Here is a 24,473-nt window from a genome sequence, read left to right as displayed (position 1 = left end):
GTCAGACCGCAGAGCCTCCCAGCAACGCCGCAATCCGCTGGCGGGTCTCGGCCATCAGCGCGGGCAGGTCTTCACGCGTGTAGGTCGCCGCGTCAATCGGCTCGCCGACGTGCACAGACACTTGTTGCCCGAGGTTGAAGCGCCAACTGCGCGCCGGCAGCACCCTGTGGATACCGCGAATGGCGACCGGCACGATCACCGCCTCGGTATCCAGCGCCAGGTGAAAACATCCTTTTTTAAACGGCAGCAACTCACCCGTGCGCGAGCGCGTCCCCTCCGGCGCAGCCCAGAGCACAATACCCGACTCCATCATCTGCCGGGCGCGGGCCAGATCGGCCAGCGCCTGAGTGCGCTTGTGGCGATTGATTGAAGGGAACTCCGCCAGGCGCATGGTCAGCCCCAGCACCGGAATACGATACAACTCGGACTTGGCCAGCATGCGAATGGAGCCAGGCAGCGCCACAAAGCTGACCGGGATATCGTAGTGGCTGGCATGGGTACAGAGAATGATATAGCGGCGCCCGTCGCTGAAGTTGGGCGGCGCACCAAAGACGCAGACCTGCAGGCGCACCAGCCGGAGCAGAGCGGCAGCCCAGCCACGTGTGTAACGGTCAACCCGGGCGCGATCCAGGCGCCTGGCAGCAGCCCTCCAGAGCACATCCAGGCAGTATCCCAGGGTAACCAGAACAGAACCGACAACCACGCCGATGCGGCGTAGCAGGGTGGCAGACTCAGCAACGGGCGACAGACTCAACATGACGACTCTCTTGTTCAGACTCACGGCAGGCGCGGTGATACGGGTCACCAGCAGCCGGACAGAGTGCCACAATTCTGTCATCTGCGGTCAACAACCAGGACGCTTGATCAGGCGATGACCTGCCACTCACGCAACTGCGCCAGGCACGCCTCCACGTCAACCTGATCGCACTGCTCCGGCTGCAGGAACAGCTGACCGTATTGCTCATGCACACCGGTACGCAGAAACAGCGCCAGCAGCTCTCCGTCGATATGCCGATCCTTGGCCATGAACAGCATGATTCTGATGGCCTCGGACAGCGTTTTTGCCGGCTTATACGGGCGGTCGGCCGCCGTCAGCGCTTCAAAGATGTCGGCAATGGCCAGCACCCGATCAGGCACCGACAACTGGTCCTCACCCAGACGACGTGGATAACCGGTGCCATCGAGCTTCTCATGGTGCGTAGCCGCCAGCTGCGGTACGTCGCGCAGCGCCCGCGGGAACGGCAAGGTACTGAGCATGATCAGGGTCTGCACGATGTGATCGTTGATCTTGAAGCGCTCTTCCGCCGTCAGCGTGCCACGCTGAATGGACAGGTTGTGCAGCTCACCGCGGTCAAAGCTGTATTGCGGCGCATCCATGTCAAAGCCCCAGATGTTACGCGGATCATCCTTGGCCACAGGCGGTTTGCGATCCCCCCAGGGCACCTTGTGCTCGGGCTTGTCGCTGAGCAGGCGCTCAACCACCGGCAGTGCCGGCGCTGGCACGGCCTGCAACTGCTGCATTTCTTCCTGCGACAGACCGAGCCGGTCGTCAAAGTGGCGCACCCAGGTTTGCTCGGCAATCTGTCGTAAACGCTCGACGTCCTGCTCGCGCATGAACTCGCCACCGACGTTTGCCTTGGCCACTTCGTCAAATTCGGCCTGCAGACGTTGTCGGGTCTGCGCCAACTCGGCGGCCAGCTCCGCCTCGTCTCGCCCTTCGGCAACGCCCTGCCAATAGCGAATCTCCGCATCTCGCCACAGCACCTCAAAGCGCGTGCGAACCTCATGAATGCGGTTGTAGATGGTTTCCAGCTTGGTGGCCTTGTCGACTACGTATTCAGGGCTGGTGATCTTGCCGCAGTCATGCATCCAGGCCGCAATGCGGAAGGCATAGCGTTGTTCTTCATCCATCGAGAATTCAGCCAGTGCGCCACTTTCCGAGGCCAAGGCACGGTGGAGCAACATCTCGGCCAGCTGCGGCACACGATCGCAGTGTCCGCCGGTGTAGGGCGACTTGGCGTCAATGGCCGTGGCCAGCAGACGAATGATCGACTCCATCAACACCTGCTGGTCATCGAACAGCTGGCGCGTTTCGATGGCAACAGCCAGGGTACCGGACAGGCTCTCCAGAAACTGGCGCAGACTCTTGACCATGTTTGAGGTCAACAGCGGCGAGACCTCTACCGCAAGCACGCCGATCAGATTTTCCTGACGGTCTCGCAGGGCCAGCGTCATATAGCGATGATCCCGGTCCAGACGTGCCGCCAGCACCTGCTCCGGCTTACTGCGCAGCTCCTCATCCAGCGTCAACGACTGCGGGTAATGCTCGTCATTGATACCACTGGCCAGCCTCAACTCACCGCTCTGCTCCTCATACAGAAACACCGCCCCGCCACGTCCTTTGGCCATCGCGATCAAGTGGCCCAACACCACATCAAGCATGCGCTCCAGGCGCGTCTCGCGACTCAGCGCCAATGATATCTGCTGAAAATGATTGATCGCTCCCGCCATTCGGCTGAGCACACCGCCGAGTTCGTTGACCTCGCGAATGCGCGAACGCACACCGATCTTCTGACTGAAGTCCATGTTGGCCAGACCACCCACCTGATCAGCCAGCGCCTTGAGTGGCCCGCCCAAACGCTGGCCCAGCGCCCAACCCACCAGAACCAGCAGCAACAGCAACACCAGCGCCCAGGTCGCCTGCTGACGCAGAATGCCCACAACCCCTGCCAGCATCTCCTTACCGGGCATGGCAATCAGCACCCGACCGAGCTCATCGCCAATGCGAGTCAGTGGCAGGCTGATGACGTACCAATCACCGTCATCGCGTGACAGCAGTGCCACCTCCGCAGGATCGACATCCATTGCTGCCAGCTCGCTCAGCACCGGCACGCCCAGCTCCTCAATGGTGGCCAATCGCGGCTCCTGCGCGCCTTCCAGCACGATCAGGCGGTCCATGTCCGGATAGGCAACAACCCGCTCTCCGCTGACAATCGCCATCTCCGTGCCGGGCGTCAGGTGCATGTCCTTGACCTCAACGGCCAGGTCATCCACAGCCGCATCCAGCCCCATCACTACGCCGGTCAGCTTGCTGCGCCGCGCCATGGTCAGACCAACCTGATGAGTGGTGAAGAAGAGATAGGGTTCGGTCAACACTACCCCGTCGCGGGTCTGCGCCAGCTGGTACCAAGGCCGCTCACGGGGGTCATATCGGTATTCGGGTACCGGCCTGCTGCCGGTCTGCTGCAGGTCCGCATTGAAGAACAGCCAACGTCCGAGCATGCGCTCGCCATCGCGCTCAACCGACTGCACCAGAAAATGCGTCCCCTCCGGAAGCTGGTAGCGATCGAGCCCCCCATCGGGCACCCGGCGCACAAGAAAGAACTCACCATCGGGGTAGCCGGCATACACAGCGCTGACCGTTTTTCCATCCCCCAGCAGCTGAGCCAAAGCAGGCATGCGGCTCGCCCGCTCGCGCAGCGAGTCGGCGGTGACCAGCGGATCGTGCACCAGAATGCTCAAGGCATTCTCGCCCGGCGACAGCAAACGCTCGGCGCGCTCATTGAGCAATGCGCCAATCTGCTTGGCCGAATCCGATGCCGCCGCAACCAGCACCGCACGCGCCCCCCGATAGCCCTGCAGCGCAGTGACCGCCAGCATGGTCAGCAGACAGATCACAATCGAGACAGCGATCAGGCCCTGCAAGGTAATCCACGGACGCGCTTTGCTCATCGCCTTTCCTTATTTACGATGCCCACACGACTTTTTGGCCCAGCAACCTGAGCATAGCTCAGCCTGAAACCCGCGCCGCCCAGGCAACCGCGAGCCGCTCTGCGCACGAATCATGCACCGCACCGATATTCGACACTTCGGCTGGTGAATGCGCATGCGACAATCGCGCCATATCGCCGCCGATTTGCCATAGTGTGGCCTCAGGACTCAGTGGAGAGCAGTATGCAGCAGACAAAACAACAACTGATCAAGGTCAACGGCATTCAGCTCAGCGTGCATATCGCAGGCCCGGAGAGCGGCAAGCCGGTCTGGCTGCTGCATGGATTCCCGGAGTGCTGGTACTCGTGGCGTCATCAAATCACGGCGCTGGCGGCCCAGGGCTATCGCGTGTTTGCCCCGGAAATGCGTGGTTACGGTGCGACCGAGGCGCCAGAGGCGGTCGAGGCCTATGACCTGATCACCATCTGCGGCGACATTCAGGGCGCGATGAACCATTTCGGTCACGAGCAGGTAGCCATGCTCGGCCACGACTGGGGCGCCCCCATTGCCTGGCACCTGGCGCTACTGGAGCCGGCCCGCGTCAAGGCGGTGTGCGGCCTGTCGGTGCCCTTCGGCGGGCGCCCGCGTCAGCCGGCAATCAACATGATGCGCGAGGCCTACAAGGACAAATTTCATTACATGCTGTACTTCCAGACTCAGGGCCCGGCTGAAGCCGAACTGGCCGCGGATATCCCGCGCACCATGCGCCTGATGATGCACGGACTGGACAGTCAGGAAGGCGGCGCCTTGGTGCAGGACAAACCGGCCGACTCGGCCTGGCTCGAGGACTACAGCGACCCGGGCAAGCCGCCCGCCTGGTGCTCCGACGAGGCCTTCGAGGTCTACGTCAAAACCTTTGAGCAAAGCGGTTTCCGCGGCCCGATCAACTGGTATCGCAACTTTGAGCGCAACTGGGAACGTACCGAGTCGCTGGCTGGCCGCCAGATCGAGCAACCTGCCCTGTTCCTGATCGGCGATCGTGACCCGGTCGGCACATTGGAAGCCTATACCATCAAGAAAATGCCCAGCGTGGTGCCGCAGGTCGAACAGCATGTGATCGCCGACTGCGGCCACTGGATTCAGGCCGAGAAGCCTGCCGACGTAAACGGCTTGCTACTGCCGTTTCTGGAGCGCCACTTCCCCGCAACCTGACAAGGGAGAAGAACGATGAGCCTGTGTGATCTGAGTAACAAGCGCATCCTGCTGACCCAGGCAGGGGACTTCATGGGGCCCGCTTTGCAACGCACACTGCAAGCCTGCGGCGCGGAGGTCGTGGCTGACAACCGCGACTTTCTGGACCCGAAGGCGCCCCAGAAGCTGACCGCCGAAGCAGGCAGCTTTGACGTGCTACTGCTGAATCTGGGCGTGCCCGCGCCAAGCACACCGGCCGATCAGGTAGAGGATGAAGAGTGGGGCCTGCTGTTTCGCCACATGGTCGACCCGCTGCCACGATTCGCCCGCGCCGTCCTGCCAGCCATGACCGAGCGCGGCCATGGCAAGATTGTGCTGATGGGCAGCGCCTCGGCCCTGCGCGGCATGAAGCGAGCTTCGAGCTACAGCGCTGCACGCGGTGCGCAGCTGGCCTGGGTGCAGGCCGTGGGCGCGGAGGTCGCAGGCAAGGGCGTGCAGGTCAACGCCATCGCCCAGAACTTTGTCGACAACCCCACCTATTTCCCACCCGAGATTCAGGCCAACCCGGCGTTTCAGGCGCGCCTGCAGCGCGAAGTGCCGCTCGGGCGACTGGTCTCGGCAGAAGAAGACAGCCACTTTGCCGCCTATCTGTGCTCGGACGCGGCGAACTGTTTCGTTGGCCAGGTATTCCCGGTCTGCGGCGGCTGGAGTCATTAAGGAATTTACGATGCAAAACACGATACCGACCATGATCCGCAAACGTTTCTGCGGCCCACCCAACAGTGGCAACGGCGGCTACGTCTGCGGCCTGCTGGCCAAGGCCATGAACGAGCCTTGCCAGGTCACCCTGCATGCTCCGCCGCCACTGGACACCGACCTTGTGATCGTACGCGTCGCGGACGGTGCCCGCCTGCTGCAGGGCGAGACCCTGCTCGGCAGTGCCCGCCCCTATCAGTTTGCGTTGACGCCGCCGCCCGCGGTCAGCCTGGCCGACGCCGAAGCCGCCCGCCCCCGCTTCAGCGGCTACGAGCAGCATGGCCTGCCCGGTTGCTTTGTCTGCGGTACCGACCGCTGTGAGCACGATGGCCTGCTGCTGCACACCGGCCCGGTGACCGGTCGCAACGATACCGTCGCCTGCGCCTGGACGCCGGACAGCACCCTGGACGCCGGCGACGGCACTGTGGCCCCGGAGTTTGTCTGGGCGGCGCTGGACTGTCCCGGTTACTTTGCCGTGAAAGATCAGGCCGGCGTGGCGCTGCTAGGCCGCTTTGCGGCGCACATCGAACGCCCGATCAAGGTCGGTGAGCAACTGGTCGTGACCGGCTGGGCCATCGCCCACGATGGCCGCAAGCACCAGGCCGGCACCGCCCTCTATACAGCAGACGGCCAGCCAGTAGCCTGGGCCGAGGCCACCTGGATCAGCTTGCAGAAACAGGCGGCCTGACGACGCCAGGTTACTCGGCGTTGAGGTAAGAAGATCGCGTCAGCCCAAGTCGCAGCGCATCCAAAAAACGGGTGCGTTCGGCTGGGCTCAGACGCGCACCCGCCACCTTGTCCCGATACAGCGTGACCAGCTCATCCGGCGCAAAGTGCACGTAACGCAGCATATCTTCGATGGTGTCGTGCGTTTCGATACCACCGTGCACTACGCGGCCGTCAGAGCGCAGGTAAACGTTGACCGAATCAGTGTCACCAAACAGGTTGTGCATATCGCCGAGAATTTCCTGATAAGCACCCACCAGGAAAATCCCCAGCAAATAGTCCTCACCCTCGCGCAGATCATGCACCGGCAGCGTGTTCTCGATGCTCTGCTCATCGACGTAGTGACGTATCTTGCCATCCGAATCACAGGTCAGATCCTGCAGCACCGCGCGACGCAGCGGCTCTTCTTCCAGCCGGTCCAGCGGCACGATCGGCAGCACCTGATCAATCGCCCAAGTGTCAGGCAGGCTCTGGAATACGGAGAAGTTGCAGATGTACTTGTCGGCCATCTTGTCATTCAGCTCATCCAGCACCTGACGATGGGAGCGCTGACGCGCCTTGAGCTGCACATGCAAGCGGTTGCACAGGGCGTAGTAGCACTGCTCTGCCAGCGCCTTCTCGGACAGGCTGAGCTTGCCCTCGGCGTACTGCGCGGCCACATCGGCCATATAGTGCGTCGCGCGCCAGTAGGTCTCGGTGACCATTTCGATGTCATGCTGATCCTGCAGACGGACCAGGTTGCGGACCACCGCCGGCAACTCGTCCAGGTCCTCGATCTCGGGCATCACGTCGTTGTAGCGCTCAACGTCCGTTACCTGCACTACCAGCACCGCATGATGCGCGGTCATCGCCCGACCACTCTCAGAGAAGATGTGCGGATGCGGCAGTCCCTGCTCGTCGCAGAAATCACGCAACATGCCCACCACCGTCTGCGCGTACTCATTGACGTCATAGTTGATGGAGCTGGCGTTGCGCGAATGCGTGCCGTCGTAGTCGACGCCCAAGCCGCCGCCCACATCGATATGGTCGACCGGCAGCCCCAGCGCGCGCAGCTCGCCAAAGTAGCGAATCGCTTCACGAAAACCGTGCTGATAGTCCGCCAGATTGGCAATCTGCGACCCCATGTGAAAATGCAGCAAGCGCACGCCGTCCTGCAGATTAGCTGCCCGAAAGGTATCGACCACGCGCAGCAGCTGGGCGGCAGAAAGCCCGAACTTGGACTTCTCGCCGCCGGTGTCGGCCCACTTGCTGGACGCCAGCGATGACAGCCGCACACGCAGGCCGACCTGAGGCGTGACACCGAGCTTCTCGGCCTCCTCGATCACCAGACGGACCTCAGACTCCTTCTCGATTACGATGAACACCTTGTGGCCGAGCTTCTGGCCAATCAGCGCCAGATGGATAAACTCACGATCCTTGTAGCCATTGCAGACGATGGTGCCCCCCTTGGGCGCCAGCGCCAGCACCGCCATCAATTCCGGCTTGGAACCCGCCTCCAGGCCAATGGAGACGTTCTCGGTGGCAATCACGTTTTCTACCACCGCTTCCTGCTGGTTGACCTTAATCGGATAAAGCGCGGTGTAGCCCGCGCCATACTCCAGCGCCTCGATGTTACGGTCAAAGGCGCCAGTCAACTGACGCACGCGCGCCTGCAGAATGTCCGGAAAACGCACCAGCAACGGCAGATCCAGCCCGCTCTCGCGCAATTGCCCTACCAGCTCGTGCAGGTCGATGCTGCCCGCCTGCGGACCGCGCGGCATGACCTCGACATGACCCTGTTCATTGACGTTGAAATACCCCGCGCCCCAATGGCGAATACCGTAGACACTGCGGCTGTCTGCCACGGTCCAGGCCGATGCGTCTTCTTTGCGCGAACGTCGAACAGATCCCATTGCTTCCTCACTCTACTCGCTGGTTGGGCTCGCCATTGTGAACCTTGTTCGTGACAACAGTTCCGTTGGCGACTCTAGGGCCTGTTGCCGTTTCGTTCATCCGCCTGCCGAAAAATGCCCCCGGCCCTCGGGGTGGGGCCGCCGAGGTTGCGCCTGTAAAGCCGCCATTCGGCGTCGCTCGTCGCTCACGTGGAAAGACCACGCTACGCTTCTCGCTCCTTGATTGGCGGCTTTACAGGCTGCAACAGGCGGGCGAACGAAACGACAACAGGCCCTAGCCAAGGATAAGCCAAAAGCCATCTGCCCGCAGCGCCCACCATGATCGGGCATTTGCGTGCTCTATAAGCCACCGTCGCACTTGGGGCAGGGTGCACGCTGGTTTAACGTAGCCACCTGCACCGCATACCAACAACAAGGAGACTCCCATGCAACAGTACTTCAGCCTGGCCGGGCGCACCGCCCTGGTCACCGGTGGCAGCCGCGGCATTGGCCGCATGATCGCCCAGGGCTACCTGGAAGCCGGCGCGCGCGTCATCATCTGCTGCCGCAAGATTGCAGAGGGCCAGCAAACCGCGCAGGAGCTCAGCCAGTATGGCGAGTGCACCGCCCTGGCCGCTGACCTGTCCACCGAGGCAGGCGCCCGTCAGCTGGCCGCCGATGTCGGCAAGCTCACCGACCGCCTGGATATTCTGGTCAACAACGCCGGCACCAGCTGGGGGGCGCCGCTGGAAGACTTCCCGGTATCGGGTTGGGAAAAAGTCATGCAGTTGAACGTCATCTCGGTGTTCAGCTGCATCCAGCAGCTGCTGCCGCTGCTGCGCGCCTCGGCCAACGCCGACAATCCGGCACGCGTCATCAACATCGGCTCGGTAGCGGGCATCAGCTCCTTCGGCGAGCAAGCCTACTCTTACGGCCCAAGCAAGGCCGCTGTACACCAATTGTCGCGCAACCTCGCCCGCGAACTGGTCAGCGAGCATATCAACGTCAATGTGATCGCCCCCGGCCGCTTCCCGAGCAAGATGACCAGCCACATCCACAGCGACCCCGAGGCCATGGCCGAAGACTGTCAGCACATTCCGATGAAACGCTGGGGCCGCGAAGAAGAAATGGCCGCGCTGGCGATCATGCTGGCCGGCACCGGCGGCGCCTACATGACCGGCAACATCATTCCGATCGACGGCGGCTTCACCCTGTAAGCGCAACGCCAACCCTCTGCAGATGCCCGCCGCCCGGCGGGCGCTCTTCCCTCCTGAAAACCGCCCTGATCACGCCCCAGCGTGAGGCATTGCTGCGCCCGGACGGTGCACCCGAAGGCACCCAAGCCCGTTCCCACGCAGCCCCCACCAGACGGGGCATAGCGCCAAATTGATTACACAAGAAAGTAGTTTGATGACAAATCTATTTAACAGCTATAAACATATTCAAACCACACAAAACCGCATGAACACGGCGTTTAATGCGGGTTGAGATAATTTTTTGGATATGTTTATTATGGAAAAAGCATATACGCATAAGCATTAGGAACCCGGTTTGTCACTTACACCCGTAACACTACGAAAACCTAATAGCACGGACGGCTTCGCCCTGAACAACCTGGTCGAACGCTGCAAGCCGCTAGACACCAACTCGGTGTACTGCAACCTGCTGCAGTGTCACGACTTTGCCGATACCGCGATCGCTGCCGAGACAGCTGATGGCGATATGGTCGGCTTTATTTCCGGCTATCGTCCGCCGGCGCGCCAAGACACCTTGTTTGTCTGGCAGGTCGCCGTGGACAGCCGCATGCGTGGTCAGGGGCTGGCCTTGAAGATGCTGCTGGCACTGATTGAACGCGTTCGCGCAGACGGTGTCAGTCGATTGGAGACCACCATTTCTCCAGGCAACGACGCATCCGAGGCGCTGTTCAAGAAAGCCTTCCGCCTGCTGGGCGCCGAGTACAGCACCGAAGTGCTGTTCTCCCGCGAAACCCATTTCAATGGCCAGCACGATGATGAAGTCATCTACCGCGCTGGCCCGTTCACCCAATCTGCACCCCAACCAGCTCAAGCTTGAGATCAGGAGATCACATGAACACCTTTGAACAGTTCGAGAAAAACGAATCGGATATTCGCAGCTACTGCCGCTCGTTCCCGGTGGTCTTCAAGCAGGCCCGCGGCGCCGAGTTGGTGACCCGCGAAGGCAAGAGCTACATCGACTTCCTGGCCGGCGCCGGCACCTTGAACTACGGGCACAACAACCCGGTTCTGAAAAAGGCACTGATCCAGTACCTGGAAGATGACGGCATCACCCACGGCCTGGACATGTACTCCGACGCCAAAGAACGCTTTCTAGAGACCTTCAATCGGGTGATTCTGGAACCGCGCGGCCTGGGTAAATACAAGGTTCAGTTCAGCGGCCCGACCGGTGCCAACTCGGTTGAAGCAGCGCTCAAGCTGGCCCGCAAGGTCACCGGCCGCAGCAATGTCATCAGCTTCACCAACGGTTTCCACGGCTGCACGATCGGCGCCCTGGCCGTTACAGGTAACGGCCATCATCGTGGCGCCGCCGGCGTACCGCTGTCAGAGGTCAGCCGCATGCCCTACGCCAACTACTTTGGCGACAAGGTCAACACCATCGCCATGATGGACAAAATGCTCAGCGACCCGAGCAGCGGCATCGACAAGCCCGCAGCCGTGATTGTGGAAGTCGTTCAGGGCGAAGGTGGTCTGAACACCGCTTCTGCCGACTGGATGCGCAAACTGGAAAAACTGTGCCGCAAGCATGAAATGCTGCTGATTGTCGACGACATCCAGGCTGGCTGCGGTCGTACCGGCACCTTCTTCAGCTTTGAAGAAATGGGCATCAAGCCGGACATCATCACCCTGTCCAAGTCGCTCAGCGGCTTTGGCCTGCCGTTCGCCATCGTGGTCATGCGCAACGAACTCGACCAGTGGGAGCCGGGCGAGCACAACGGTACCTTCCGTGGCAACAACCACGCTTTCGTTACCGCTGCTGCTGCGCTGGAGCACTTCTGGGTCAACGACGAGTTCGCCAAGAGCGTGCAGGCCAAGGGTAAGCGTATCGCTGACGGCATGCAGAAGATCGTCCGTAAGCACGGCCCCGACTCCCTCTACCTCAAGGGTCGCGGCATGATGCTGGGCATCAACTGCCCGGATGGCGACACCGCCGCCGCCATCTGCAAGGAAGCCTTTGCCAACGGCCTGGTGATCGAAACCAGCGGCAACCATAGCCAGGTTGTCAAATGCCTGTGCCCGCTGACCATCACCGAAGAGCAGATCGACAAGGCCCTGACCATTCTGGACGCAGCTTTCGCCAAAGTGATGGCTGAGCAGGTCGCCAACCAAGCTTCTTGAGGAAATAGAGAACATGATCGTACGTACACTGGAAGAATGCGAAAACTCCGAACGCCGCGTCGCCACCGAGACCTGGGAAAGCACCCGGATGCTGCTCAAGGACGACCAGATGGGGTTTTCCTTCCACATCACCACCATCTACGCCAATAAAGAGACCCACATCCATTACAAGAACCACTTGGAGTCGGTCTACTGCATGAGCGGGAACGGTGAGATCGAAACCCTGTCGGACGGCAAGGTATATCAAATCCGTCCCGGCACGCTGTACATCCTGGACAAGCACGACGAGCACATGCTGCGCGGCGGTACCGAGGACATGAAAATGGCTTGTGTATTCAACCCGCCACTGAGCGGCAAGGAAGTACACGACAAGGACGGGGTCTACCCCGTCGATAACAGCTGAGAACCAAATGGCCTGTTGTCGCTGCGCCCCCGCTAACGGTGGAGAGAACGACACGACAACAGGCCCTATATAAGGAGGATTAATGACGGCAGCGGTTGACCTGTATCCCACACGCCGCCAAGACCAGCCCCGCTGGCACGAGCGAATTGACCCGATTGTCTATCGGCGCCATGAACGCGAAGCGCCGCTAACGGCGCAGCAGATTGCCCGCTTTGAACGCGATGGTTTCCTGCTACTGCCCAATGCATTCAGCGCGGAGGAAGTTGCCGTTTTCCGCCGAGAGGTTGAACGGTTACGCAGCGACAAGGGCATCCTTGCCAGTGACGCTGCCATACGCGAACCGGACAGCGGCGCCTTGCGCTCGCTGTTCGCGATTCACCAGAGCAGCGAGCTGTTCGCCAAGGTAGCAGCAGATAAGCGCATCGCCGCCAAGGTTCAGCACCTGCTCGATGGTGACCTGTACGTGCACCAATCGCGTCTGAATCTGAAACCCGGTTTCAAAGGCAAGGAGTTCTACTGGCACTCCGACTTTGAAACCTGGCACGCTGAGGATGGATTGCCGCGCATGCGCACCATCAGCTGCTCTATTCTGCTCACCGACAACTCGCCCTTCAACGGCCCGCTGCTGCTGGTGCCGGGTTCACATCGCCACTTTATAGGCTGTGTGGGTGAGACTCCGCAGGAGCATTACCGCCGCTCGTTGCGCAAGCAGGAGCTGGGGGTACCGGATGACGCCAGCCTTGCCGACATGGTCAGCGAGGGTGGCATCACCGCCGCAACCGGCCAGGCCGGCTCGGTGGTACTGTTTGACTGCAACACGCTGCACGGCTCCAACAGCAATATTACGCCGGATCCGCGCAGCAACCTGTTCTACGTGTACAACCACGTGGATAATCTGCCGGTCGAGCCTTTCGGGGCCGATACACCCAGACCGGCATTCGTGGCCGAACGCGGCCCGGTAACACCACTGCGCATTACGACGCAGCGTTACCTGTAACGGGAGCATGAGGCTCCCGACCTGCTGGTGGCAGGACCGATTTCACCAAAGACAGAAACCAGGACTATGCATACAGTAGAGAAAATCGGCGGCACCTCGATGAGCCGCTTTGAGGAAGTACTGAACAACATTTTCATTGGCCAACGTCAGGGTACCGAGCTGTACCAGCGTGTTTTCGTTGTCTCTGCCTACAGCGGTATGACCAACATGCTGCTCGAACACAAGAAAACCGGCGAGCCCGGTGTGTACGAGCGCTTTGCCGACGCCCACAACGAGGACGCCTGGCTGGACGCGCTGGACGCCGTGCAGCAAGCGATGCTGAACAAGAACGCAGAGCTGTTCAGCGGCGAGTACGAGCTGCAGGCGGCAAACCGCTTTATTGAAGGCCGCATCAGCGACGTGCGCGACTGCATGGTGAGTCTGCAGCAGCTGTGCTCCTACGGTCACTTCCAGCTGACCGAGCACCTGATGAAAGTCCGCGAGATGCTGGCGTCGCTGGGCGAGGCGCACAGCGCCTTCAATACCGTACTGGCACTCAAGAAGCGCGGCGTAAACGCGCGTCTGGCCGATCTGACCGGCTGGAACCAGCGCGAGCCCAAGAGCTTCCAGGACATGGTGCGCGACGGTTTCGATGGCATCGACTTCAGCCGTGAGCTGGTTGTCGCAACCGGCTACACCCACTGCAGCGAAGGTCTGATGAACACCTTTGATCGTGGCTACAGCGAAATCACCTTCGCGCAGATTGCGGCCGCCACCGGTGCCAGCGAGGCGATCATTCACAAGGAATATCACCTCTCCAGTGCCGATCCGACCCTGGTCGGCGTCGACAAGGTCGTCACCATCGGCCGTACCAACTACGACGTGGCCGATCAGCTGTCCAACCTGGGCATGGAAGCAATCCACCCCAAGGCAGCACGCACCCTGCGCCGCGCAGGCATTCATCTGCGCATCAAGAACGCCTTCGAGCCGGATCACGGCGGCACCTTGATTAGCCAGGATTACTGCAGCGAGAAGCCCTGCGTCGAGATCATCGCCGGCCGCAAGGACGTCTTTGGCATCGAGGTATTCGACCAGGAAATGCTGGGCGACGTGGAGTACGACCTGGAAATCACCAAACTGCTGAGAAAGCTCAAGCTGTACGTGGTGAACAAGGACTCGGATGCCAACAGCATCACCTACTATATTTCCGGCTCGCGCAAGATGATCAACCGTGCCTCTCGCCTGATCGAGGAGCGCTATCCGATGGCGGAGGTCAACGTGCATAACATTGCCATCGTGTCGGCGATCGGCTCGGACCTCAAGGTCAAAGGCATTCTGGCCAAGACCGTGGCGGCCCTGGCCGAAGCCGGCATCAGCATCCAGGCGGTGCATCAGTCTATCCGCCAGGTTGAAATGCAGTGCGTGGTTCAGGAAGAAGATTACGACGCCGCGATTGCTGCGCTGCACCGCGCATTGATCGAGCCGGAAAACCACGGAGATGTGATCGTCGCGGCCTAACCCGGTTGGCAATCGTATAACGCACAAACCCGGCTCAGGCCGGGTTTGTGCGTTATAGTCGGGCAACAGGAATAACCCGATAACGGAATGCTGTTGTGATTGAAGCTGTCTGGATTGCCTTTGCCTTCGGCCTGGGCCTGCTGTTCAAGCAGGTCGGCCTGCCCCCGCTGATTGGATACCTTGGTGCCGGTTTTGCCCTTTCCCTGCTGGGCGAGCGCGTCGGCGTGGGTCCGGACGACAGCTATATCCTCACCCACATTGCGCACCTTGGCGTCCTGCTACTGCTGTTCACCGTCGGCCTCAAACTGAAGGCCAAGAATCTGGTACGCCCCGAAGTGGTTGGCGGCAGCCTGCTCCACTTTGGCCTGTCGACCGCGCTGTTTTTACCCGCCTTCCTCTATTTGCTCGACCTGCCGCTTGGCGAAGCCAGCCTACTGGCCATGGCGCTGTCATTCTCCAGCACGGTACTGGCCGCCAAGGTACTCGAAGGCAAACGCGAGCTGCGGGCCTTCCACGGTCGTGTGGCGATTGGCGTCCTGATCATGCAGGACCTGATTGCCCTGGTCGCCATCAGCATCGCCAGCGGCAAAAGCCCATCGAGCTGGGCCCTGATGGTGCTGATCCTGCCGCTGTGCAAACCCATCTTGTACAAGCTACTGGACCTCAGCGGACATGAAGAGCTGATGGTCCTGCTGGGCCTGCTACTGGCACTGGTGGTCGGCGGCGCCGGCTTTGAAACGCTGGGGCTAAGCTCCGAGCTGGGCGCCCTCGCCTTTGGCGCCATGCTGGCTGGTCACAAGCGCGCTGGCGAGCTGTCGCAGTCGCTGTGGAGTTTGAAGGAGATCTTTCTGGTAGGGTTCTTCCTGCAGATCGGCCTGGGCGGCCTGCCGGATCAGCATGCACTGATCTTCGCGCTGGTCATGACCCTGTTGCTGCCCTTGAAGAGCGCGCTGTTCTTCGCCCTGTTCGTTGGCTTCAAGCTGCGCGCGCGCAGCGCCTTTCTGAGCAGCCTGACATTGACCAACTACAGCGAGTTCGGGTTGATCATGGCCAGCCTGGTGCTGCCACAATGGTTGGTGCCACTGGCACTGACCGTCGCCTTCTCCTTTGTGATCTCTGCACCGCTAAACCGCATCGTACACAGCATCTATGAGCACATCGCCCCGCTGCTCACCCGTTTTGAGCGTGATATTCGCCACCCCGACGAACAGCCGATCACCCTGGATGATGCGCAAATTCTGATCATGGGTCTGGGTCGGACCGGCCGGGCAGCCTACGATAACCTGTCGGAGAAGGGCTACCGGGTGATTGCTCTGGACTCGGACCCGGTTGCCGTAGAAACCAGCCTGCAGGCTGGCCGCCGCGCACTGTTTGCCGATGCCGAGGACCCGGTGTTCTGGCAGAACCTCGACATGCCCAACATCCACTCGGTGATTCTGGCGATGAACGATGCCGAGGCCAAGACCATCACCGTGCATAACCTGCGTGGTCGTGGCTTTGACGGCCTGATTGTCTCTCATGCCATGTACGAGGACATCGCCCGCCGCATCATCCAGGCCGGCGCGGACCACACCTACCTGACCATGAGCGAAGCCGGTACAGGCCTCGCCGAGCACGTCGCACGGAGCATTCAGGAGCGCAGCCGTTTGCTCAGTGACGGGCAGTCAGAAATTCGACCACCTGGGCGGCCGCCGCAGCCGGATGCTCAAGCATGAAGCAGTGCCCGCCAGCGGTCTGGTGCGCACTGACCTGGCTATTGCTGACAGCCAGTCGGCGGGCTGACTGAATGACAAACGGATAGGTACGATCACCGTAGACGATACGGGTCGGGGTTTTCAGGCGGCGCAGCGACGACCACAGCCCCTTTGGCATGGTGCGAAACACCTCAGCCTCACGGCTGGGCCGGCAGCACAACTCAACGCCACCGCCCGAGCGCTCGCGCAGCGCATGGGAGATATGCGCCTCAAAGGCGGTTTCATCCCAACCGCGGAACATACCGCGATTATGCAAGCCAGCATGGGCAGCGGTGCGATCCGGCCAATAGTCACGCCGGGCGGCCGCACGCTTGGCCACCGCATGGTCATTCAAGCCCACCAGCCCCAGCCCGCGACGCAGGGCGATGAGTGCAGGCGGGAAGAGCACCGGATCGAGCAGCACCGCGCGCTCGAACAATGCCGGTTCCGCCGCCATCATCAAGGCACTGAGCACGCCGCCAAAGCTGTGCCCACAGGCCAGGCTCGGCACATCACCAAATTGCTCACGCCCCGCGCGAAACGCCTCGGCCGCCGCCTCGGCATTTCGATTCCAGCCAACAAAACGCTCGCCATGGTCGCTTTGTCCGTGCCCCTGCAGATCGCAGAGCCACAGATCAAAGTGCTCAACCAGCAACGCCAGCATGGGCTCATAGGTACGGGTACAAAAACCATTACCATGCAAAAAATGCAGCAAGGGCTTGCCGCTGGGCCGGGTGTGCCAGCCACGCAGGGTAAAACCGGCGCTGACAGCGTGCGCCCAGGGTAACAACTCCATCCGGTGAACTCCCCCAAAACAAGGCAGACAGTCTAATCCGCCGCCCATAGCCTGTCAGCGGCATTCCCGTCTGTTAATCTGGCGTTTCGGCCTTGATCACGATAACGCGCATGCTCCACACCACCCTTTCCGGCGACGGCCCCACGCTCGTATGGGCCCATGGCCTGATGCACTCAACGGAGTTTGAGAGCCGCACCGGCTGGTTTCACCCCGACCAGCCAGACCCGCTGCGCCGGGTGCGCTTTGATGCCCGCGGGCACGGCCGCTCGCCGGGCAGCATCGATCCTGCCGACTATCTATGGTCCAGTCAGGCCGGTGACCTGCTGTCGCTGGCCGACGCCCAGGCAACCGGGCTTTACGCGTTGGGAGGGCATTCGATGGGCTCGGCCAGCGCCCTGCTGGCAGCCCTGCGCGCACCCGAGAAGGTGTCCTGCCTGGTACTGGCGACGCCACCCACCGCCTGGCACACGAGACCCGCTCAAGTACGACGCTACCGGCAGATGCAGCGCATTATTCAGCAACGCGGACTGGCCAGCCTAGTCTCGCTGGCAGCACAAAACCCCGCCCTGCCCGCCTGGCTGCTCGCGGCCAGGCCCGGGGACGCCGCGGCGTCGCTGGACGCACTGGCACAGATGCACGCCGACGACCTGCTGGCGATACTAGACGCTGCCTGCCAGTGCGACCTGCCGCCAGCAGCAGCCCTTGAGCAGCTGCAAATCCCGACACTGATACTGGCCTGGCGTGACGACCCGATTCACCCGCTAGAAACCGCGCAACGGCTGGCAGCCGCCTTGCCGCTGGCCGAGCTGCAGGTGATCGACGACGTCAACGCCCTGCATGCTTGGCCGGCCAGCATCAGCCACTTCGTGCTCCGCCACGCGGCAGACTACTCCAGGCTGTAGTCGATATTGGTGACCACCCGGATACGCTTGATTTCAGGTGTAAAGGGGTCCACGTCATTGATCGAAAAATAACCCTGGGTCGCACGCCGAATGCTGCCGACCGTGCTGCCCGAATCACGGGCAAACTGATCAGCCGCGGCTCTGGCATCGGCGGTGGCATCGGCGATCATCTCCGGCTTGATCGACTCCAGCTGAGTGAACAGAAAGGTCGGCTGAAACTCGTAACTCTGGGTCAACGCCACCCCGGACTTGACCAGCTCGCCGACGCTCTGCATTCCCGCCTTCACCGCATCCACATCCTGCGTGCGTACCAGCACGGTTACCTCAGCGCGATAGCGTTCGGGCGGCAGGTTGGCGCCGTAACTGTTGGCGTGTTGATCGACAATCTTGGGCACCGACAACTGTATGTCTGCCTCGGTAAAGCCCTTCAGCAACAAGAACGAGCGCACCAGCCCCTGCTGGGTCTCGATATCGCTCTGCAAACGATCAAGGCTGTCACCACTGACGCTGAAGTTAACCGGCCAGAGAGCCAGATCGGCGGCGACCTCGCGCTCCGCCAAACCTTTGACACTCACTACCCGGTCGGCGCCACGGAACTCCAACAAACCGGTTTTCAAGCTGACACCGACAAAGCCCAGGGCCAGCGCAATCAAAGCCGCTGCCAGCAGCGACCAGAGGGAACAACGTGCAACTGCAGACATGAATACTCTCCATCAGAGCCCTCGCGGCAGCAAAAATGCTAAGCATCGGGCGTTTGCAATATCGCCAAGCCCACATAGAATAGACCTTGTGGGAAGCCGATCAATCCCGCACGCTAGCGGCACAGAGCAATCTGTCCGCCCTGCCTTGCAGCGCACTCACTTGCAGGGCTGAGCAAAACCGATCGGCAGTCCCGATGTAGCCCGCGTAAAGCCCTTTGGCTGTCAACCCGTCGTTCAGTTCCAGGAGTCCCTGTTGGATCTCGCAACCCTGATAGGTCTTATCGGCGCAATTGGCATTATTGCCGCGTCAATCTTGCTGGGCTCTGGCGCTCAGGTGTTCTTCAATGTGCCTTCCCTGCTGATCGTGATCGGGGGCAGCCTGTTCGTGGTGCTTGCCAAATTCAATGTTGGTCAATTTATTGGCGCCATTAAAGTTGCCGGCCGCGCTTTCCGCTTCAAGCTGCCCGATACCGAAGCCAGTATCAGCGAACTGGTCGAACTGGCTACCCTGGCCCGCAAGCAAGGCCTGCTGGCACTGGAAGAGAAAGAAATCTCCCAACCCTTTCTGGCCAGCGGCATCCAACTGCTGATTGATGGCCATCCGCAGGAAACCGTGAAAGCGATCCTGGAAAAAGAACGCGTGCTGACGCTGGACCGCAACCGCTGGGGCGCCAAGGTATTTTCCGCGCTGGGCGATGTTGGCCCGGCCATGGGCATGATCGGTACGCTGATCGGTCTGGTACAGATGTTGTCCAATATGGAAGACCCGAAATCAATCGGCCCAGCCATGGCAGTCGCCCTGCTCACCACGCTGTACGGGGCCATGCTCGCCACCATGATCTGCCTGCCCATCGCCGACAAGCTGACCCTGCGCATGACCGAAGAGGCGCGCATGCAGGCGCTTTGGATAGACGCCATTCTGGCTATCCAGGAAGGCACCAACCCACGCGTCATCGAGCAACTGCTGCGCAGCTACCTGCCTGAGAACAAACGTGACAAAGCCGCCGCTGGCGAGGCGCAGGACGCCTGATGGAAGAACAGGAAGACGATAGCCCCGGCATCCCGGCGTGGGTCATGACCTTCGCCGACCTGATGTCGCTGCTGATGTGCTTTTTCGTACTGCTGCTGTCATTCTCGGAAATCGACGCGCAGAAGTTCAAGCAGATTGCCGGCGAGTTATCCAAGGCCTTCGGCGTGCAGCGCGATATTCCGGCGCTTGATATCCCGATGGGTACCAGCCCGATTTTCGACAACTTCTCCCCCGGCAAGCCTGAACCCACGCCGGTAGACAGCGTGCGCCAGCAAACCACCGAGGAATCCCCGCAACTCGACACCCTGCGCGCCGAAATGGAAACCGAACTGCAGGAGCAGGTGCAGAGCACCACCGAGCAGCAGATCGACACCAGCGTGGACGCCCTGCGTGATGTGCTGGAAAACGAGCTGCAGGAAGGGCGTATCCAACTCGAGCATGATCGCAAGCGAATCATCATTCGGGTCGAGGAAAAAGGCTCCTTCCCGTCTGGTTCAGCCGACATGACCGAAGACTTTCACGCCATGCTCGATCGCATCGCAGAGGTGCTCGCCGAGCTGCCGGGCGAGGTCACCATTGAAGGCCATACCGACAATATCCCGATCCACACCAATCGCTTCCAGTCCAACTGGGACCTGTCAGCCGCACGCGCCTCGTCGGTAGCCAACGCCCTGCTGCTGGACGACAGCATCAAGCCTGAACGCATTCGCGTGCAGGGCTACGCCGAGACCCGTCCGCGCGCCAGCAATGAATGGCCGGAAACCCGCGCACTGAACCGCCGGGTGGAAATCATTCTGGACCTGTCCGGTTCGATTGAAGAATACGAGGCAGAGCTGCGCCGGCTGATGGAGGAGGACCTGGGTGACCTGATTCAAGATCTGGAGCTGCAGCACAACCCAACCCCGCGCCCCTGATCAGCGCTTGAGGTCATCCGGGATCGGCGGCTGCGGCATCGGCCCCGGCCGCTTGCCCTGACCTGCGCGGAACTGGCGCAGCTGGAAGACATACGCCAGCACCTGCGCCACGGCCAAGTAAAGCCCGGCCGGAATCTCGCGATCCAGCTCGGTACTGTAGAACACCGCCCGCGCCAGCGGGGCTGATTCCAGCACCACAATCTGGTTTTCGCTGGCCACCTCGCGAATGCGCTGCGCCACCAGGTCAGCCCCCTTGGCCAGCAGCACCGGCGCACCGGTCGCCAGCGGGTCGTACTTCAGCGCTACGGCAAAATGCGTCGGGTTGGTGATCACCACATCGGCCTGCGGCACCTTGTCCATCATCCGGCGCTCGGCCATTTCACGCTGCAACTGACGAATACGCCCTTTTACTTCGGGCTTGCCCTCGGAATCCTTGAACTCGTCCTTGACCTCCTGCTTGGTCATCCGCAGCTTCTGCTTGTGGTCCCACAGCTGAAACGGCACATCGACTGCTGCGATCAGGATCAGTGACGCAGACAGGATGATCAGGGAGGAGGCAAGTACCCAGGCGCAGTGCACAATCGCTGACTGCAGCGACTCCTGGCCCATGCTGAGCAGATCCTCGGTTCGCAGGTGGAGTACCAGCAAGGCGGCGCCCAGCACCACCAGGAACTTGCCCAACGCCTTGAGCAGCTCGACCAGTGCCTTGAGCGAGAACATGCGCTTGAGGCCGGCCAGCGGATTCATGCGCTCGAACTTGGGCGCCAGGGACTTGATGCTGAACAGCCAGCCACCCAGCAGCACCGGCCCCACGATAGAGGCCACCAGCAACAGGAAAAACAGCGGCCCCAACACTTCCAGCCCCTCGCCCACCGAAGCAAACAGGTGCAGGCCCATACTGTCATTGCTGTAGAGCGCTTCGCGCTCAATGCTGAAGTTGAAGCTCATGATGTTCATCAGCTTCTGCACCATCGCCGGCCCCAGCGTCAGCAGCCCCACCGCCGCGACCATCACCACCGCCAGCGTATTGAGCTCGCGCGAGCGCGCTACCTGCCCCTTGTCACGCGACTCCTGGAGTCGCTTGCCCGTGGGCTCCTCCGTGCGTTCCTGACCGCTATCGGATTCAGCCATCAGCCCGCCCTCACCAGTGCACGCAGGTAAATCAGCGCCTCCGCTGCCAGCGCCTGATACTGCGCCAGCACATTACCCAGCAGCACCCAGAGAATAAACAGGCCAAACACCAACGTCAGCGGAAAGCCGATGGAAAAAATGTTCAGCTGCGGCGCAGCACGCATCATCACACCAAAGGAAATATTGACGATCAGCAGCGCGGTAATCGCCGGCAGACCGATCAGAATGGCGGCGGCCATTACCCAGGAGAACCGCAGCACCAGCGCCTGAAAGTCGAGCCGCCCGAGACTCTCACCAATGGGTAACGTGGTGAAGCTCTCAACCAGCACCTCCAACACCACCAGGTGGCCGTTCATGGCCAGAAACAGCAGCGTCACCAGCATGGTGAAGACCTGGGCAACGACCGCAACCGAAATCCCCATGCTGGGGTCGTTCATGGACGCGAACCCCAGGCCCATCTGCATGGCAACAATCTGTCCGGCCAGCACGTGAATCTGAAACAGTAGCTGCAGCGAAAAGCCCATTGCCGCGCCAATCAGAATCTGCTCGCCGATCAACAGCCAGCTTTGCAGCGACAACGCATCGATCGTCGGCACTTCGCCGATCTGTGGGGCCACCAGGGCGGTGATGGCCAACGCCAGGTAGAGACGGATGCGCACCGGCAGCAGCTGCGTGCCAATCACCGGCATGGTCATCAACAGGGAGGCAATGCGAAACAGCACCCACAGGTAGCTACCTACCCAGCGACTGATCTCGGCGCTGGAGAGCTCCAACATCAGCCGATCAATCCGGGTATCTGCCGATACAGGGTATCGGTGAACTCGACCATCTGCGTCGCCAGCCAGGGCCCAAGCCAGATCAGGGTCAGAAAGGTGATCAGCAAACGCGGCAAAAAGCTGAGAGTCTGTTCGTTGATCTGTGTTGCCGCCTGAAACATGGCGACAATCAGGCCTATGAGCAGACTTGGCAGTACCACAATGGCGACCACCACCGAGGTCAGCCAGAGCGCTTGTCGAAACAGATCGATCGCCACTTCGGGAGTCATGGCCTGCTCCTATGTCACCGCAAAGCTGGCGGCCAGGGTGCCGATAATCAGCGCCCAGCCATCGACCAGCACAAATAGCATGATCTTAAAGGGCAGCGAGATGATCAGCGGCGACAGCATCATCATACCCATAGCCATCAGCACACTGGCGACCACCAGATCAATCACCAGAAAGGGAATAAAGATCATAAAGCCGATCTGAAAGGCTGTTTTCAGCTCGGACGTAACAAACGCCGGCACCAGAATATGGAAAGGCACATCGTCCGGGCTGGCCAGGTCAGTACGTTTGGCCAACCGCACAAACAGCTCCAGATCGGTCTCGCGTGTCTGCGCCAGCATGAAGTCGCGCATCGGAATACTGGCCGCCTCAAGCGCCTGCTGCGGCGCCATTTCCTCATTCAGGTAGGGCTGCAGCGCTGTCTGGTTAACGCGATCGAATACCGGCGCCATGATGAACAGGGTGAGAAACAACGCAAGGCCAATCAGGATCTGGCTCGACGGCGTCTGCTGCAAGCCAAGGGCCTGCCGAAGGATGGCGAACACAATGATGATCCGGGTAAAGCTGGTCATCATCATCACAAAAGCCGGGATAAAGCTCAGCGCCGACATCAGCAGCAGAATTTGCAGGCTGACCGAATAGGTCTGCTGGCCTTCTGCATCGGTACTCAGCGTGATCGCCGGCATGCTCAACGGATCGGCTGCCGTCTGCGCCCAGACCGAGGGCGCCAGCAGTATCAACAACAAACCAAACCAGCGCATCATGGTGTCTGATCCCGTTTCAGCATCGCCTGCAGCTTGCGGGCAAAGTCGCTGTTGCCAGCGGTAGCCTGACTGATGTCCGCCACCGGCTGCTCGAAGACATGCAGGGTGTTGATACGGCCGGGCGAGGCACCCAGCAACATCTGCGTGCCCCCGACATCGACCAGCAGCAAACGGTCACGCGGCCCCAGTGGCAGACTGCTGAGCAAGCGGATGTGCTGCCCACCCTGCCCGGCCATGGGCCCAACCCGGCGCAGCAGCCAGCCCAGCGCAAAGATAAGGCCAACCACGACCAGCAGCCCGAGCGCCAGTTGACTCAACTGGCCGGCAAGCGAGGCGCTACCGATGTTACTGGCAGCGGCGGCCGCCGGCTGGCCGGTCTGCGCCAGTAGCGGTAACGGCACACCCACGCCCAGAAGAAGCAGCAACGCCCGCATCAGCGCAGCTTCTTGATGCGTTCGGAGGGGCTGATCACATCGGTCAGGCGAATGCCAAACTTCTCGTTGACCACCACCACCTCGCCATGTGCGATCAGCGTACCGTTGACCTTCACATCCAGCGGCTCACCCGCCAGTCGGTCTAGCTCTACCACCGACCCCTGGTTGAGTTGCAGCAGATTGCGGATAGTGATGTCGGTATTGCCGACCTCCATGGAAATGGTGACAGGAATATCCAGAATGACGTCCAGATTAGGGCTATCGCCCGGATCAAAGTCATCCCCGTCGGCACGGGCCGGCGAGTTGAATTCCTCCATCGGCATCCGCGGTTCGGCGTTGCTTTGCTCGAGCATGGCGTCAATATCGTCCTGCCCGGCGTCACCAGCCTCATCCAGTGCCGCCGCCCACTCATCAGCCAATGCCTGCTCCTCGGCACTGATCTCGTCGGGTTGTTTGTCCTCAGCCATCTCGCTGTCCCCTGTTGTTGTTTAGCGTGGTC

General features: G+C 61.1%; 24 protein-coding genes. 13 read left to right on the top strand and 11 right to left on the bottom strand.

The genetic code is table 11. The features are described from left to right. Position 1: 1 nt before the first annotated feature. Positions 2-757: a lysophospholipid acyltransferase family protein gene (locus ASB58_RS03505; protein ID WP_118129347.1), complete on the bottom strand. Its 756-nt coding sequence runs from the start codon at positions 755-757 to the stop codon at positions 2-4. A gap of 107 nt (positions 758-864) precedes the next feature. Further along, positions 865-3,732: an HD domain-containing phosphohydrolase gene (locus ASB58_RS03500; protein ID WP_118129346.1), complete on the bottom strand. Its 2,868-nt coding sequence runs from the start codon at positions 3,730-3,732 to the stop codon at positions 865-867. A gap of 222 nt (positions 3,733-3,954) precedes the next feature. On the opposite strand from ASB58_RS03500, the gene ASB58_RS03495 reads away from it, so the two are divergent. From ASB58_RS03495 to ASB58_RS03485, 3 genes are read left to right on the top strand one after another with little or no spacing between them, the layout of a single operon-like run. Beyond that, positions 3,955-4,923: an alpha/beta fold hydrolase gene (locus ASB58_RS03495; RefSeq protein WP_118129345.1), complete on the top strand. Its 969-nt coding sequence runs from the start codon at positions 3,955-3,957 to the stop codon at positions 4,921-4,923. Positions 4,924-4,938: 15 nt separating this feature from the next. Continuing rightward, positions 4,939-5,619 carry an SDR family NAD(P)-dependent oxidoreductase gene (locus ASB58_RS03490; RefSeq protein WP_118129344.1) on the top strand — a complete coding sequence of 227 codons (681 nt, stop codon included), beginning with the start codon at positions 4,939-4,941 and terminating at the stop codon, positions 5,617-5,619. A 10-nt stretch (positions 5,620-5,629) separates the two neighbouring features. Further along, entirely contained in the window at positions 5,630-6,346 is a 717-nt protein-coding gene (locus tag ASB58_RS03485; protein WP_202974583.1) for a hotdog fold domain-containing protein, read from the top strand. 10 nt (positions 6,347-6,356) lie between these two features. Here the strand turns inward: ASB58_RS03485 and speA are convergent, their stop codons facing one another. Next, positions 6,357-8,276 (bottom strand): arginine decarboxylase, encoded by a 1,920-nt coding sequence (speA, locus tag ASB58_RS03480; RefSeq protein ID WP_096003589.1) that lies wholly within the window; start codon positions 8,274-8,276, stop codon positions 6,357-6,359. 425 nt (positions 8,277-8,701) lie between these two features. Here speA and ASB58_RS03475 point away from each other — a divergent pair, with 425 nt between their 5' ends. From ASB58_RS03475 to ASB58_RS03445, 7 genes are all read left to right on the top strand, one after another. Further along, the gene (locus ASB58_RS03475) at positions 8,702-9,472 is read left to right on the top strand and encodes an SDR family oxidoreductase (protein WP_096003588.1); all 771 of its coding nucleotides are present in this window, start codon (positions 8,702-8,704) and stop codon (positions 9,470-9,472) included. 334 nt (positions 9,473-9,806) lie between these two features. Beyond that, the gene (gene ectA / locus ASB58_RS03470) at positions 9,807-10,328 is read left to right on the top strand and encodes a diaminobutyrate acetyltransferase (protein ID WP_118129343.1); all 522 of its coding nucleotides are present in this window, start codon (positions 9,807-9,809) and stop codon (positions 10,326-10,328) included. Positions 10,329-10,342: 14 nt separating this feature from the next. Next, positions 10,343-11,629 (top strand): diaminobutyrate--2-oxoglutarate transaminase, encoded by a 1,287-nt coding sequence (ectB, locus tag ASB58_RS03465; protein ID WP_096003586.1) that lies wholly within the window; start codon positions 10,343-10,345, stop codon positions 11,627-11,629. 13 nt (positions 11,630-11,642) lie between these two features. Beyond that, positions 11,643-12,032: an ectoine synthase gene (locus ASB58_RS03460; protein WP_083723446.1), complete on the top strand. Its 390-nt coding sequence runs from the start codon at positions 11,643-11,645 to the stop codon at positions 12,030-12,032. Between the two features lie 82 nt (positions 12,033-12,114). Beyond that, positions 12,115-13,029: an ectoine hydroxylase gene (thpD, locus tag ASB58_RS03455; protein WP_096003585.1), complete on the top strand. Its 915-nt coding sequence runs from the start codon at positions 12,115-12,117 to the stop codon at positions 13,027-13,029. Between the two features lie 66 nt (positions 13,030-13,095). Then, positions 13,096-14,526: an aspartate kinase gene (locus ASB58_RS03450; protein WP_096003584.1), complete on the top strand. Its 1,431-nt coding sequence runs from the start codon at positions 13,096-13,098 to the stop codon at positions 14,524-14,526. 95 nt (positions 14,527-14,621) lie between these two features. Continuing rightward, positions 14,622-16,241 (top strand): cation:proton antiporter domain-containing protein, encoded by a 1,620-nt coding sequence (locus ASB58_RS03445; protein WP_118129342.1) that lies wholly within the window; start codon positions 14,622-14,624, stop codon positions 16,239-16,241. On the opposite strand, the gene ASB58_RS03440 is transcribed toward ASB58_RS03445, so the two are convergent. Beyond that, positions 16,177-17,055 carry an alpha/beta fold hydrolase gene (locus ASB58_RS03440; RefSeq protein WP_096003582.1) on the bottom strand — a complete coding sequence of 293 codons (879 nt, stop codon included), beginning with the start codon at positions 17,053-17,055 and terminating at the stop codon, positions 16,177-16,179. The two genes, ASB58_RS03445 and ASB58_RS03440, sit on opposite strands and share 65 nt — an antisense overlap. A 110-nt stretch (positions 17,056-17,165) precedes the next feature. On the opposite strand from ASB58_RS03440, the gene ASB58_RS03435 reads away from it, so the two are divergent. After that, positions 17,166-17,957: an alpha/beta fold hydrolase gene (locus tag ASB58_RS03435; protein WP_118129341.1), complete on the top strand. Its 792-nt coding sequence runs from the start codon at positions 17,166-17,168 to the stop codon at positions 17,955-17,957. Here ASB58_RS03435 and ASB58_RS03430 read toward each other — a convergent pair. Next, complete coding sequence (locus ASB58_RS03430; protein WP_118129340.1) at positions 17,942-18,658, bottom strand: SIMPL domain-containing protein; 717 nt, start codon at positions 18,656-18,658, stop codon at positions 17,942-17,944. The two genes, ASB58_RS03435 and ASB58_RS03430, sit on opposite strands and share 16 nt — an antisense overlap. 253 nt (positions 18,659-18,911) lie before the next feature. On the opposite strand from ASB58_RS03430, the gene pomA reads away from it, so the two are divergent. Next, positions 18,912-19,688: a flagellar motor protein PomA gene (pomA, locus tag ASB58_RS03425; RefSeq protein WP_118129339.1), complete on the top strand. Its 777-nt coding sequence runs from the start codon at positions 18,912-18,914 to the stop codon at positions 19,686-19,688. Then, positions 19,688-20,602, top strand: a complete 915-nt coding sequence (locus tag ASB58_RS03420) for a flagellar motor protein MotB (protein WP_096003579.1) — start codon at positions 19,688-19,690, stop codon at positions 20,600-20,602. The genes pomA and ASB58_RS03420 overlap by 1 nt, the downstream gene beginning before the upstream one ends. Here the strand turns inward: ASB58_RS03420 and flhB are convergent, their stop codons facing one another. The 6 genes from flhB to fliN are packed head-to-tail and all read right to left on the bottom strand — an operon-like array spanning position 20,603 to position 24,441. After that, positions 20,603-21,733 (bottom strand): flagellar biosynthesis protein FlhB, encoded by a 1,131-nt coding sequence (gene flhB, locus ASB58_RS03415; RefSeq protein WP_096003578.1) that lies wholly within the window; start codon positions 21,731-21,733, stop codon positions 20,603-20,605. It lies immediately after the preceding gene. Then, positions 21,733-22,509, bottom strand: a complete 777-nt coding sequence (gene fliR / locus ASB58_RS03410; RefSeq protein WP_096003577.1) for a flagellar biosynthetic protein FliR — start codon at positions 22,507-22,509, stop codon at positions 21,733-21,735. Before fliR ends, flhB begins: the two co-directional genes overlap by 1 nt. Beyond that, positions 22,509-22,778, bottom strand: a complete 270-nt coding sequence (gene fliQ / locus ASB58_RS03405) for a flagellar biosynthesis protein FliQ (RefSeq protein ID WP_096003576.1) — start codon at positions 22,776-22,778, stop codon at positions 22,509-22,511. The genes fliR and fliQ overlap by 1 nt, the downstream gene beginning before the upstream one ends. Positions 22,779-22,787: 9 nt before the next feature. Further along, the gene (gene fliP, locus ASB58_RS03400) at positions 22,788-23,540 is read right to left on the bottom strand and encodes a flagellar type III secretion system pore protein FliP (protein ID WP_118129338.1); all 753 of its coding nucleotides are present in this window, start codon (positions 23,538-23,540) and stop codon (positions 22,788-22,790) included. Further along, positions 23,537-23,974, bottom strand: coding sequence for a flagellar biosynthetic protein FliO (gene fliO / locus ASB58_RS03395; RefSeq protein ID WP_118129337.1), 438 nt, complete (start codon positions 23,972-23,974; stop codon positions 23,537-23,539). The genes fliP and fliO overlap by 4 nt, the downstream gene beginning before the upstream one ends. Continuing rightward, complete coding sequence (gene fliN / locus ASB58_RS03390; RefSeq protein WP_096003573.1) at positions 23,974-24,441, bottom strand: flagellar motor switch protein FliN; 468 nt, start codon at positions 24,439-24,441, stop codon at positions 23,974-23,976. Before fliN ends, fliO begins: the two co-directional genes overlap by 1 nt. Positions 24,442-24,473 lie beyond the last annotated feature (32 nt).

Origin of the sequence: Pseudomonas abyssi, from assembly GCF_003444685.1 — a bacterium.
In the GTDB taxonomy this organism is placed as follows: domain Bacteria; phylum Pseudomonadota; class Gammaproteobacteria; order Pseudomonadales; family Pseudomonadaceae; genus Halopseudomonas; species Halopseudomonas abyssi.
The sequence above is the reverse complement of the archived record's forward strand: the minus strand, read 5'-3'. Positions and strand labels throughout refer to the sequence as shown.